The 12551-nt window shown below is 67.5% G+C and carries 13 protein-coding genes; 8 read left to right on the forward strand and 5 right to left on the reverse strand.

Annotation, left to right across the window (positions count from 1 at the left end; translation table 11 throughout):
- The first annotated feature begins 17 nt into the window (after positions 1-17).
- Positions 18-1355 (forward strand): hypothetical protein, encoded by a 1338-nt coding sequence (locus ABD212_RS13050; RefSeq protein ID WP_344095309.1) that lies wholly within the window; start codon positions 18-20, stop codon positions 1353-1355.
- A gap of 53 nt (positions 1356-1408) precedes the next feature.
- Here the strand turns inward: ABD212_RS13050 and ABD212_RS13055 are convergent, their stop codons facing one another.
- Together ABD212_RS13055 and ABD212_RS13060 are read right to left on the reverse strand one after the other, a co-directional pair.
- On the reverse strand, positions 1409-3040 hold the full coding sequence (locus tag ABD212_RS13055; RefSeq protein WP_344095311.1) for a family 43 glycosylhydrolase: 1632 nt from the start codon (positions 3038-3040) through the stop codon (positions 1409-1411).
- Positions 3041-3080: 40 nt separating this feature from the next.
- A complete protein-coding gene (locus tag ABD212_RS13060) occupies positions 3081-3716 on the reverse strand; it encodes a TetR/AcrR family transcriptional regulator (RefSeq protein WP_344095313.1) in 636 nt (211 codons plus the stop codon).
- 94 nt (positions 3717-3810) lie between these two features.
- On the opposite strand from ABD212_RS13060, the gene ABD212_RS13065 reads away from it, so the two are divergent.
- Both ABD212_RS13065 and ABD212_RS13070 read left to right on the forward strand, forming a co-directional pair.
- Positions 3811-5976: a glycoside hydrolase family 3 protein gene (locus ABD212_RS13065; protein WP_344095315.1), complete on the forward strand. Its 2166-nt coding sequence runs from the start codon at positions 3811-3813 to the stop codon at positions 5974-5976.
- A 76-nt stretch (positions 5977-6052) separates the two neighbouring features.
- Positions 6053-7369: an MFS transporter gene (locus ABD212_RS13070; protein ID WP_344095317.1), complete on the forward strand. Its 1317-nt coding sequence runs from the start codon at positions 6053-6055 to the stop codon at positions 7367-7369.
- On the opposite strand, the gene ABD212_RS13075 is transcribed toward ABD212_RS13070, so the two are convergent.
- Positions 7353-7541, reverse strand: coding sequence for a hypothetical protein (locus tag ABD212_RS13075; RefSeq protein WP_344095318.1), 189 nt, complete (start codon positions 7539-7541; stop codon positions 7353-7355). The two genes, ABD212_RS13070 and ABD212_RS13075, sit on opposite strands and share 17 nt — an antisense overlap.
- A 612-nt stretch (positions 7542-8153) precedes the next feature.
- On the opposite strand from ABD212_RS13075, the gene ABD212_RS13080 reads away from it, so the two are divergent.
- From ABD212_RS13080 to ABD212_RS13100, 5 genes are read left to right on the forward strand one after another with little or no spacing between them, the layout of a single operon-like run.
- Positions 8154-8843, forward strand: a complete 690-nt coding sequence (locus ABD212_RS13080) for a hypothetical protein (RefSeq protein ID WP_344095320.1) — start codon at positions 8154-8156, stop codon at positions 8841-8843.
- The gene (locus ABD212_RS13085) at positions 8821-9234 is read left to right on the forward strand and encodes a phage holin family protein (RefSeq protein WP_344095322.1); all 414 of its coding nucleotides are present in this window, start codon (positions 8821-8823) and stop codon (positions 9232-9234) included. The genes ABD212_RS13080 and ABD212_RS13085 overlap by 23 nt, the downstream gene beginning before the upstream one ends.
- On the forward strand, positions 9231-9794 hold the full coding sequence (locus ABD212_RS13090; protein ID WP_344095324.1) for a DUF3618 domain-containing protein: 564 nt from the start codon (positions 9231-9233) through the stop codon (positions 9792-9794). The genes ABD212_RS13085 and ABD212_RS13090 overlap by 4 nt, the downstream gene beginning before the upstream one ends.
- Positions 9791-9919 carry a hypothetical protein gene (locus ABD212_RS13095; RefSeq protein ID WP_344095326.1) on the forward strand — a complete coding sequence of 43 codons (129 nt, stop codon included), beginning with the start codon at positions 9791-9793 and terminating at the stop codon, positions 9917-9919. Before ABD212_RS13090 ends, ABD212_RS13095 begins: the two co-directional genes overlap by 4 nt.
- 2 nt (positions 9920-9921) lie before the next feature.
- The gene (locus ABD212_RS13100) at positions 9922-10818 is read left to right on the forward strand and encodes an SDR family oxidoreductase (RefSeq protein WP_344095328.1); all 897 of its coding nucleotides are present in this window, start codon (positions 9922-9924) and stop codon (positions 10816-10818) included.
- A gap of 66 nt (positions 10819-10884) precedes the next feature.
- Here ABD212_RS13100 and ABD212_RS13105 read toward each other — a convergent pair whose 3' ends face one another.
- Both ABD212_RS13105 and ABD212_RS13110 read right to left on the reverse strand, forming a co-directional pair.
- Positions 10885-11649 carry a glycosyltransferase family 2 protein gene (locus tag ABD212_RS13105; RefSeq protein ID WP_344095330.1) on the reverse strand — a complete coding sequence of 255 codons (765 nt, stop codon included), beginning with the start codon at positions 11647-11649 and terminating at the stop codon, positions 10885-10887.
- Entirely contained in the window at positions 11646-12521 is an 876-nt protein-coding gene (locus ABD212_RS13110) for a phosphatase PAP2 family protein (RefSeq protein ID WP_344095332.1), read from the reverse strand. The genes ABD212_RS13105 and ABD212_RS13110 overlap by 4 nt, the downstream gene beginning before the upstream one ends.
- Positions 12522-12551: the final 30 nt, after the last annotated feature.

Below are 12551 nucleotides of genomic sequence, written 5' to 3' on the forward strand. Positions count from 1 at the left end.
GGTGGCAGGGTACGGCGATGACCGCAGATGTCGGGACCGCCTTCGTCGTGACGCGACCCCTTCCGAGTCGCGTCGTGTCGGTGCCGGGGCTGGGCAGGGCGGTGTCTCTCGTCACGATGGCCGCGCTCACCGCCATCGTCGCGTGGCTTCGGCTCACGCCGACAGCGCGCGACACCCTGTGGGCGGAAGACGGGCGAGAGTTCCTTCAGCGCGCCGCATCCGATCCCCAGTGGACGACACTGCTGCGACCGTATGCGGGGTATCTGCATCTGGTGCCGCGGATCGAGGCGATCCTCACCGTGGATCTGGTGCCGGTCCAGTGGTGGGCCGACTCGATGACGGCGCTCAGCTGCATCATCGCCGGATGCGTGGCGACGGCCGTCTACATGAGCAGTCGGGAGTTCCTGTCCTGGATGCCCGCGCGGCTCGCTGTCAGCGCGCTCACCGTCCTGACGCCACTGGCATCCCGCGAGGTTCTCGGCAACGCCGCGAACCTGCACTCGATCCTGTTCTGGGGCGTCTTGTGGGTGGTGCTTGCCACCCCTCACACTCGCACCGGGCAGATGGCGGGCGCGGCATTCACTTTGCTCGCAGCGCTCACCGACATCCAGGTCGTCTTCCTGCTTCCCCTGCTGTTGTGGAACCGCCGCGACAGGCGCACATGGCCGATCAAGGCTGCTCTCGTCGTGGGCGCGATGGCGCAGATCACCGCCCAGCTGCTCGCTCCGCGAGCCTGGGGTGGGCGCGGCGCGGTGAGCGCGCTGTCGCTGGCCGAGGGATGGGCGATCAACGCCGTGGCGTCATCGTGGATCCCGATACCCGAACTCGGTCGGGCGCTGTCGGCCGCCCTTCCCGGGGTGTTCCTCTGTCTGCTGATCCCGCTGTCGGCCATGGCGATCATCTGGTGCGTCGGAACTCGCCGCCAGCAGATCCTGTCATCGATCCTGCTGATCGGATCGATCGTGGTGTGGTGCGCGGGGGTGATGGTCGACCCCGCTCCCTGGTACGACTACGCGGCGATGTCGCCGTTGGAACTCACGCACGTGTGGCTCAGCCGATACGGCGTCGTGCCCGCGATGATGCTGCTGGCGCAGGTGGGAGTCGCCGCGGACGCGTTGATGCGACATCCGGCGACCGGACGCCGGATCGCGGCCCGCGGCCTCATGGTCGTGCTGGTGATCTCGTTGATGGTCCAGGCATCCGAGCCGCTCAACCGACGCGGCGCCGGACCCGCGTGGGCGCCGCAGATCGCAACCGCCGATACGCAGTGCGATTCCCGCGGACATCCCGCCGCGACTCTGCGCGAAACCCTCACCTGGACCGTCCGGGTGCCCTGCAGGTACGTCGACGGATAGACGCCTTCACCGCTGCCCGACGGGGCGCATGCAACGGGTGCGGACTGAAGGACTCAGTCGGTCGACGACCGGTTGAAGGCGAACTCGATGAATTGGCACGAGACGTCGGTTCCTTGGAAGACGAAATAGACGGCGTGACGCCCGGAGACGGGTCCGGTCCGGGCTGAGGACGTTGTCGGTGCGTCCGAAGACGCGACCGTCAGTGCGATGTCGGCGATCAATGGGCCGTCGGCTTCGTCAAGGTGGACTTCGACACGGCCCGCTCGAGTTCCGCGCATCGTGACAGCAGCGGTGGCCGAGTCGGCGTCCGGGCCGAAGTCCAGATACTTCACGCCGACGACTGCGCCGGTCGTGAGGTTCGTGACGGCCTGGGCGATGCGGCGCCCAGAGTGGTCGTCGAGGAAACCGTCTGCACCCTCGACAGGTGTTATGACGGGGGCGGATCTGCGCGCAGAGCGACGACCCCTCGCATCCGTCAGGACGCACGCCATGGCCGCGGGCCAGCGGCGGTACGCGGGCAGCGCGTCCTTCGAGAATCCGAGGCTCGTATACTCGGCGTGCGCGAACCCGCCGTCTCCGGTGCGAGTGAGCGCGACCGCGGTGGCCTGGCGACTGCCCTGCGTGCGTCCGGTCTGGCGGTGGTACAGCAGGTACCACGTGCCGTCGACCTCGATCATGCCGCCGTGCGTGTTCCCCACCTTGTCGGTCGGACGCTTCTGGCCGTTGTGCCGCACGTTGCCGAGCGAGACGAGGATGCCGCCGTACTCGAATGGTCCGCGCGGGTCGGTCGCGGTGGCGTAGCACATCGCGTTCGTCGCCCGAGGTCCGACCGCGTAGTAGACCAGCACATACCGGCCGTCGATCTTGCGGATGCTCGGGCCGTTGGCCATTCCCATACCACGCGTCCGGATAAGTCCGGGCCAGGTGCCGGGCACCATCAGGCTCGGCACCAGCACTTCCGACTCGAACTCGCCGGTGGCGGCATCCAGGATCACCGTCCGCATGTCCGCAGGGTCGAGCTCGACCACGCGGCAGGCCGCGAGACCGTAGTAGAGGAAGACACGACCCCTGTCGCAGATCACCGAGGGGTCGTAGGTGAACCGCTTCGCGTTGCCGAGGTGGATGCGCATCCGCTTGCCGGCCGGACGCTCGATGACGGCGACCCCGCCGCCGAAGGCCATGTCACCGTCATCGATGCCGTCGTGGTCGTCGATCCAGCCGGCGGGCTTCTCGCTGTCGGGGTAGCGGACGCGGCCGAGGTACTCGAACGGGCCCGCGGGGGAGTCCGCGACGGCGACGCCGATTCCGGATGCCGACAGCCCCACGCCGTAGTAAAGGTAGTACCTGCCTGCGACCTCGGCGACGTCGGGGGCGAACAGGTTGTGCAGCAGCGGGTCCGCGGTGCCGCTCGCGAGCTGCGCGGCGAGGAAGGGATCCTGCTCGCGGCGGAAGATGACGCCTTCGTACCGCCAGGAGGTGAGGTCGCGGACGGATGCCGACCACGTGACGTAGTCGCCTTCGCACATGCTGCCGGTGCCGGCGAGATCGTGCGATCCGTAGAGGTAGACGCGGTCGCCGAACAGCTTCGGCTCGGCATCCGGGATGTACTCGCAGCTCGGCAGGATCGGGTTGATCGAGGAGGTGGCCGGGCCGTACCCCAACTCGGTGTGGTCGATGCTTCCCACGATCGCTGTCCTTCCCGTCGCATCGGACGCGACGACTTACCTACACCAGCGTAGGTAGGGCGATCCTAAGTTCCTCTCGAATGCGACGCAAATCGGCCGTATGGCCCGGGTGGTGGGCGAACAGGTCGTCGGCGAACGCGGCCCACTGTCCGGTGAAGTCGATCGCGGGGTCACGCAGCCAGTTGAGCTGCAGGCCGTCCATGAAGGAGTGGACCTCGACGGCGACGTCACGGCCGGGTCGGCCCAGCCCCTCGAGGGTCGCGGCCAGCCAGCCGATCGTGCGCTCCCAGCGATCGATGAAGTAACGGTGGGCGGGGTGGTCGGCGTCGAGCGCCTCCGCGGACAGCACGGCATACAGCCGGATGATCTCGGGCTGCGACATGTTCCGGCGGACGATCAGATCGAGCATCCGGCGGACGTCGCCGCGATGGATGTCGATGTCGGCCATGACCGCCTCCGCATCGTTCAGGTCGCGGGCGGACAGCACGGCGAGCAGCAGCTCTTCCTTCGAGGCGAAATGATGCAGCACGCCGGCGCGTGTGATCCCGCACGCACGGGCGAGCTCGGCGATCGTGAACTGCCGGAAGCCGACCTCGGAGATCAGGCGCGTCGCCTCGGCGATCAATTGCGCTCGGCGGTGCTCGGGCATCATCCGCTGACGCGTCTTGGCGGTCATTCCGGCATCCTCCCATTCGACTTGCAAAGCTTTGCCGCTTCTGCCTATCATCCCTTACCGACGCCGATGTAGGTAAGGACGAGGATCAATGTCGATGAAGACGTCAATCGAATCGGAGACGTTCGCCACCGCGGTGGGCCGGATCGTCGATGGCGGCGATCTCGCTGCGCAAGCCGAGTGGCTGCTCTCGCAGCTGACCGACCACGAGAAGCTGTGGCTGCTCGACGGCGATGCCGACTTCTGGCCGGGCATGGGCTCGATGATGCAGGAGGGATACAACCTCCGACCGATCGAGATGGGTCGCATCGACCGCCTCGGGATTCCCGGTCTGCGCTTCAGCGACGGCCCGCGTGGCGCGGTCGTAGGAGCATCGACGGCGTTTCCGGTGGCGATGGCCCGCGGGGCGACGTGGGACGTCGACCTCGAGGAGCGCATCGGCGTCGTGATCGGCCGCGAGCTGCGCGCGCACGGCGCGAACTTCTTCGGCGGTGTCTGCATCAACCTTCCGCGCCACCCCGCCTGGGGTCGGGCGCAGGAGACGTACGGCGAAGACCCGTACTTGCTCGGAGAGTTCGGCGCGGCGCTCGTGCGCGGCATCCATCGCAATGCCATGGCCGTCGCGAAGCACTACGCGCTCAACTCGATGGAGAATGCCCGTTTCACCGTCGACGTGAGCGCCGACGACGCGACTCTTCACGAGGTCTTCCTGCCTCACTTCCGCCGCGTGGTGGCGGAGGGCGTCGACGGCATCATGACGTCGTACAACTCCGTCAACGGGGAGTGGGCCGGTCAGAACGAGATGCTCATGGAGGACATCCTGCGCGGCCAGTGGGGCTTCGAGGGCGTCACCGTCTCGGACTTCATCTTCGGCTTGCGCGATCCGGGCCGCTCCCTCAGCGCTGGTCTCGACGTCGAGGAGCCCTTCCGTCAGCAGCGCGCACAGCACCTGCCCGCCGAGCTCGCATCGAGCCGCGTCAGCTGGGAGCACGTCGACCGCGCCGCGCGCCGCATCCTGCGCACACAGCTCGCGCACCACGCCCGGACGCTCGAAGCCGAACCGGGTCTCGACGTCGTGTTCAGCGACGAGCACCGCGCTCTCGCGCGGGAGGCTTCGCGTGCATCCATCGTGCTGCTGCAGAACGAGCCCGTCGCGGGTGCCCCCGTGCTCCCGCTGTCAGCCGAGTCGCTCACGTCGGTCGCGCTCATCGGGCGCCTCGCCGACCTGCCCAACACCGGTGACCACGGCTCGTCCGACGTGCGCTCGCCGCACGTCGTCACGGCTCTCGAGGGATTCACCGCCGCGCTCCCGGATGCCCGTATCACGAGCGTCACGGACGATGATCCGGATGCCGCAGCCGCAGCCGCGGCATCCGCCGATGTGGCGATCGTGGTGGTCGGGTACACCGCCGAAGACGAAGGCGAGTACCTCGGCGCGGACTCGATGGCCGACCCAGCCCTGCTCTCGCTGTTCCCGCCGGTTCCCGAAGGCGCACCGGCGTTCGACCTTTCGCAGGCCGCGGGCGCGATGGGCGGTGCGATGGGTGGAGACCGGGAGAGCCTGCGGTTGAGGCCCGTCGACGTCGAGATCGTCAAAGCCACCGCAGCCGTCAACCCGCGCACGATCGTCGTCGTCGTGACGGCCGGTGCCGTGGTCATGGAGGAGTGGCGGCACGAGGTCCCCGCGCTCGTCGTGGGCTGGTACAGCGGAGCGGAGGGAGGCCACGCTCTCGCCGACGTGCTGCTCGGGAGCACGGATGCGTCCGGACGCCTGCCGTACTCGATTCCCACGAGCGAAGACCACCTCCCCTTCTTCGACCGCGACGCGACGAGCATCGTCTACGATCGCTGGTTCGGTCAGCGACTTCTCGATCGCGATGGGCACGCCGCCGCGTTCCCGCTGGGCTTCGGACTCTCCTACACGTCGTTCCGGATGGACTCGGTCACCGTCTCCGCGATCGAGGGGGAATCCTTCGACGCGACCGTGCGCGTGACGAATACGGGCCGGCGCGCCGGCCGTCACGTCGTCCAGCTCTACGGAACGGTGGACGCCGAGGACTTCCCCGCCCGGGTGCTGCTGGGCTTCTCGCCCGCCGAGCTGGAGGCCGGCGAGACCGTCGAGATCGTGGTTACAGGCTCCGTCCGTCCGCTGCACAGGTGGACCGCCGGTGGCTTCGTGCCCGCCGCAGCCACGGCGACCCTCGAGGCCGCATCCCACTCGGGCGACCCGGCATCCGCGACCGCCCCCCTTCCGCTCACCTGACCAACCACCCTCACACCCGCCCGAAACACGGCTGCGCCTCGAGGTCGAGGTGCCGCCTCGACCCACCTGGAACGACATGACCACCACACCTGACTCCGTCGCGCCCGCCGAGGCGGACGACCTCGAGCCGATCACAGAGAACACATTCGTCGCGCACGCGGGCGGCCACGACGACCCGCCGCCGCCCATCAAGGGTCTGCGCCGGCTCATGTTCTGGATCATCCCGGCCAACTTCGGGATCTTCTCGATCTGGGGCTCGTCGCTCTTCCTCCTCCTGCCGCAGCAGATCACCGCGGAGTTCGGCGATGCCGACAAGGTCGCCAACCTCGCGATCGCCTCGACGATCGGCGCCTTCGCTGCGATGATCGCGCAGCCTGTCGCCGGCCAGGTCTCCGACCGGACCCGTTCCCGCTTCGGTCGCCGCGCCCCCTGGATCATGATCGGCGCCTTCGCCGGCGCGCTCTCGCTGGTCGGCATGGCCTTCGCGACCTCGTTCGTCGGTCTCGTGGTCGCGGCGACGCTCATGCAGGTCTGCTACAACTTCGCGCAGGGTCCGCTGAGCGCCGTGATGCCCGACCGCGTGCCGACCAAGCGTCGAGGCACCTTCTCGGCCCTGACCGGCATCGGCACCATGCTGGGCGCGCTGGGCGGCTCCATCCTCGGCTCGATGTTCTTCCACAACATCGCCGCGGGGTACATCACCTTCGCAGTCACGTCGGTGGTGCTGCTCGGCCTGTTCGTCGTGATCAACCCCGACTACTCGAGCCGCGACATCGAGATCGAGCCGTTCAAGTTCCTCGACTTCCTCAAGACGTTCTGGGTCAACCCGATCAAGTACCCCGACTTCTTCTGGGCCTTCACGGGCCGCCTGCTGCTGTACACGGGCTACTTCGTCGTGAGCGGGTACCAGCTCTTCCTCCTGACCGACTACTTCCACGTGGAGCACCCCGAGACGGTCATCCCGGTGCTCAGCCTGATCAACCTCGTCGGAATCATCATCTCGACGGTCATCTCGGGCCCACTCTCCGACCGGTTCGGACGCCGCAAGCCGTTCGTGTTCGCGTCGGCCGCCGTGGTCGCGCTCGGCTTCCTGCTGCCGTGGATGTGGCAGGACGTCACCGCATGGATCATCATGACGGCCATCGCCGGGTTCGGATTCGGCATGTTCCAGGCCGTCGACACGGCCATCATGAGCGAGGTGCTGCCGTCGGCCAAGTCGTTCGCCAAGGACCTCGGCGTCGTGAACATCGCCGCCACCCTCCCGCAGACGATCGCCCCGGCCGTCGCCGGCATCATCGTGCTCACGGTCGGCTACGCCGGCCTGTTCCCGGTCGCCATCATCCTCGGCATCCTCGGCGCGTTCGCGGTCTGGCCCATCAAATCGCTCCGCTGACGACCCCGAGCGAGGATTGACGAAGCGCCGTCGGATGGGCCCATCCGACGGCGCTTCGTCCGCCTCTGTTCGTCGGTGGCCGGCCTGCCGACTGCGCGTCGAGCGCGTCGAGGGCGTCGACGAGCTGCTCGATGATGTCGGTGACGTTTGCGCTGGAGGTGTCCAGCATCACGATCACGTCCTTCGGGCTCAGATCGCAGCCGTCGCGGGCGCCTTGCAGCAGGTACCGGAACGCGGTGAGATCGAGAGCGGAAAGGCCCGAGGCGTGACGCCGCCAACGAAGGCCGGGACCTTGACTGCTGACCTCGTTTATCGGTCGGGGCGCTCTTCGAGGTCTGCCGTTGAACTGTCGTCGCCTGACGGCGGAGTGGTCTCGCTCTCCACCCGCGCATCGTCCGGCTCGACAGACAGATCCGCGTCACTACCAGGCGGGACGGGAACCGCAGCGTTCGTGGCGCGAGACGGCGGGACCTCCATTGGGGGGATGGTCATGACTGATCCTTTCTCATCGATCCGGCCCGGTCGACGAGATCCATCACCACCGGGACAGGATCCTCGAAAGGGTACGCCCAAGCGAACGGCTCAGCCAGTGTCAGGTCAGACGTCTGGCGGCCGGAGTGCCGCTGTTGACGACTGCGCTTCGCTGTCGCGCATTATGCACGCGCGTGCTGCTTACGCAAGTCCCAGTTGCCGTGTGACGTGCGGGCGTAGGAAAGAGGTCAGCCCGGCGATGATGCCGGTGATCGAGAGAGGGGCCAGCATGTCGGACGGATATGGTGCGGCGATGCCCAGCGACACCACCACGACGGACCAGGGCGGCTCGCTGGAGACGGCAAAGAACGAAGCGAGAGATCTCAAGGACACCGCGGTCAGCGAAGCGAGTCATGTCGCAGAGACCGCGAAGAGCGAAGCGGTCGCGGTGGCTCACGAGGCCAAGTATCAGGCGAAGGATCTGTATGCACAGACGCAACGAGAGTTGAAGGATCAGGCTCAGGCGCAGCAGCAGCGCGCCGCTGCCGGACTGCGGTCGGTCAGCCAGGAACTGGACTCGATGACCGCGAATTCGGAGAACCCGGGGGTGGCGACGGATCTGCTTCGCCAGGCTTCCGCGCGGCTCTCGAGCGCGGCGAGCTGGCTGGCGGATCGGGACCCGGTCTCGGTGCTGAACGACGTGAAGGCGTTCGCGCGGCGAAACCCCGCAACGTTCATCATCGGCGCCGCCATCCTGGGAATCGTCACAGGTCGCCTCACGAGAGCGCTTGCCTCCAACATGTCGGATGAGCGCTCAGCCTCAGCGGCGGGCAGCGGTTCGCTCGACTCGGCCGCGCGCGCGGAACTGTCGCCCCCGTCGGTGGAGCTGTACACCACTCCACCGAGCATGGACAACCCCCGGGTCTACGCGCAGTCGTCCGCGGGATCGGGTGCTCAGCTGAACCGGGAGGACGGCGGCGATGTCCGATCCGACGCCTTCTGAAGTCAAAGCGGCCAACACCTCGCTGGGTGACCTCGTCGGAGAGGTGACCAGGGATCTCTCGACGCTGATCCGTCAGGAGATCGCGCTGGCCAAGGCGGAGGTGAAGGACTCCGCCGCGAAGGCTGCAGCGGGCGCCGGCATGCTTGGAGGCGCAGCATACGCGGCCGGGATGGCGGTGCTGTTCCTGTCGATCGCCTTGTGGTGGGCATTGGCAACGCTGATCGGCGGCGGATGGTCCGGTGTGGTCGTCGCCGTGCTGTGGTTCGTGATCGCGGCGATCCTGTACGCGGTCGGCCGTTCTCGGCTGACGCGGGTCGAGGGCGCCCCGCAGACCGTGGAAACCCTGAAAGAGATGCCCAACACATTGAGAAGAAATAGGGAGAACCGATGAGCGACTCACCCGACGTGCTCCGCGCCGACATCGAGCGGACCCGTCAAGAACTGGGCAGCAACGTGGACGCGTTGGCCGACAAAGTATCGCCGTCCAAGATGATGGACCGGCAAGCCGACAAGGTGAAGCACGCGTTCGGCTCGGTCCGGGACCGGGTGATGGGCGTCGCAGACGACACCGGATCCGCCGTGGCCGACGCAGGAGCCTCGATGGGGGAGATGAAGGATCGAGCGGTCGCGAAGGCGCAGGGCAACCCCCTCGCGGTCGGGCTGATCGCCTTCGGTGCGGGTCTGCTGCTCGCGTCGCTGATCCCCGCCTCCACGAAGGAGAAGGAGATCGCCGCCGACGTGAAGGATCAGGCGCAGCCTGTGGTCGATGCCGTGACGGATGCCGCAAGGGACGTGGGGCAGCACCTCAAGGAGCCCGCTCAGGAGGCGGTCGCCGCCGTGAAGAGCACTGCCGCTGACGCCGTCGAATCCGTCAAGAGCGACACGCAACAGGCCGCGACAGAAGTAAAGGATCAGGCTCAGACCGCGCAGGAGAACATCTCCGGCGCGTGACCCTGCCGCATGCGGGGCGGGGCGGTGAACGGTCCATCGTTCGCGCACTCGTCGGCCTGCCGCAGGGCGCCTACAACCCCCCGGCCACGAGGGATGTCGACGGAACCCTCTCACACAAGGACTGATCATGCCGAAGGACCAATACACGCTCAGCGACCCGACGAAGCTCTACAGTGACATCGAGCCTGAGAAGCAGCACCAGCCCGAACCGGGACTTGACACGAAACTGGACCCGAAAGCTGACCTCGGCGAGGACACCTACCGCGGCACCGAACGACTCAAGGGACGCAAGGCACTGATCACCGGTGCCGATTCCGGTATCGGTGCGGCCACGGCGATCGCCTTCGCCCGGGAGGGCGCCGACGTCGTGCTCTCATACCTTCCCGGTGAAGAGCGAGACGCCCGACGCATCGTCCGGCTCATCGAGGCCTCGGGTCGCACCGCCGTCGCGTATCCCGGGGACCTCCGCGACGCCGGCTACTGTCGCGAGCTCGTCTCGACGGCTGTGGCCGAGCTCGGCGGCATCGACATCCTGGTAAACAACGGTGGCAAGCAGATCTACAACGAGGATCTGACGACGCTGACCGATGAGCAGTTCGACGACACGTTCAAGACGAACGTCTATGCGATGTTCTGGATCACCAAGGCTGCCCTCCCGCACCTGAAGCCAGGTTCGGCCATCATCAACACGACATCCATTCAGGCCTACTCGCCGTCCGACATCCTGGTCGACTACGCATCGACGAAGGCCACCATCAATGCCTTCACGAAAGCGCTGGCCCAGCAGGTCGGGCCGAAGGGCATCCGGGTGAATGCTGTGGCGCCCGGGCCGGTCTGGACGCCGCTGCAGGTCTCGGACGGCCAACCGCAGGACAAGATCGCCCGCTTCGGCGAGCAGACCCCGCTCGGCCGGATGGGCCAGCCGGCGGAACTCGCTCCGGCGTACGTGTTCCTGGCATCGGCGGAGGCGAGTTACGTGCTCGGGGAAACTCTCAACGTCAACGGCGGGATGCCGACGCCGTAACTCATCCTCCGTCGGGGCTGCCGGAGTTCGTGCGTATGGCCGTTCCCGCGCCGCGCCTGAAGGCGATCACTCGGTCGCCTGCGAGCGGGTGCGCAGCGACATGAGTCGGCGTCCCAGTGCCAGGCGTCCCCATCGCAGTGGCGGGAAGTCGTGCGGCCAATGCACCGCGACCGTGCGAAAGCCACGGTAGACGCGTTGCGCGAACGCGCGTTTGCTGCGGAAGGGACGCATCGAGATACCCATGGGCGTGCCCCGAAGGAATCCGATCCGGTGCCCCGCCCCGATGTGGAACGCCAGGTCCAGGTCGTCGTGGATCTGGGTGTCCTGCCGATGCGTCGCGGAGCGGACCGACTGCCATGCCTCGCGGCGCATCGCGAGGTTGGATCCGAACAGGGGAAGGTGGCCGAGGGCGGGTGCCGTCGCCGCGATGTATGCCCCGAGGTAGATCACGGAGAGGGGAGCCCGAAGCGACTGGGGTCCGTCGCAGAACCGCGCGTCACCCAGAAAGGCGGACACATCGGGCCGGCGGGCGAACGCGGCGGCAGCCTCCTCAACCCACGAGCGTGGGGGTACGCAGTCGGCATCCAGTCGGAGGATCAGATCGCCGGTGGCCAGGTCATATCCGTGGGAGCTCGCGGCAGGGATGCCGGGCTCGCGGCACTTCGTCACGGTCGCGCCGGCCCCGGCAGCGACCTCAGCCGAATCATCTGATGACCTGTTGTCCACGACGATGATCTCGTCCGGTCGGCGGGATTGCCGACGCAGCGCCTCCAGGCATCTCGCGAGTTCCTCGCCGTCGTCCTTCACCGGGATCACGACGGAGATTGTCATTCGGTCTGGCGAGACTTCGGGCGGTCGGTGTCGGTGATCTGCGCGGGGGCCGGTGCATGGGACTTCCGGGTTGTCAGGTAGAGCCGGTGAGCGGTGATGACGAGGGCGAGCCACGCGGCTCCGAGGCAGGCCGCGGCAAGCACATCGGTGAACCAGTGGTGGCCGAGATAGACCCGCGTCGCACCTATCGTCACAGCGAATGCGACTGCAACAGTGATGGTGACGACTCTGCTGGTTCGGTGGCGCTGGCGGAGGACGAGCAGATAGGCGATGACTCCCGCGATCACCACGGCGTTCAGGGTGTGCCCGCTCGGGAAGGATGCCGAATGCTCGTAAGGCGGGATGGCATCCGCGAGCGGCGGCCGTGCACGCCCGATCAGGCGCTTGCCGGCGATCGTCATGAGAAGAGAACCGGCACCGGCGGCCGTGATCAGGATGACGGGCGTCCATGAGCGACGTCGCAGCGCGAGGATCATCATCACCACCACGGCCACGATCGGCATCACGATGACGCCGGCCACATCGGTGAATCCGGTGGCGGCGTAGTTCAGCCAGGGCACTCGGGCACTCATCGCCGCCGCGAGCAGCGGCTGATCCAGACCCGCGACGCCGTCGGCCTCCGTCACCGCGTCGTATACCTGCGCGGCGACCGCTGACAGGGCGACGACCGCCGCCATCCCGACGACCAGTATCACCACCAGAGCGGCGTGAGGTCCTATCCAACCGCCGATGGGGCGTGCCAGGCTCGCCAGGAGCTGGCCGAAACGGGTCGGCCAGCTCGCCAGGTCCTTGGTGCCGACGAAGCGGTCCTGCCTGAGTTCGCCCGCGACCCCGTGCTCGGGCTGAGGGGGCGGGGAGCCGGATACGGTCACCGCAGAGTCTGTTTCATCATGCTGTCACTC

Source organism: Microbacterium deminutum, assembly GCF_039530205.1.
GTDB classification, from domain to species: domain Bacteria; phylum Actinomycetota; class Actinomycetes; order Actinomycetales; family Microbacteriaceae; genus Microbacterium; species Microbacterium deminutum.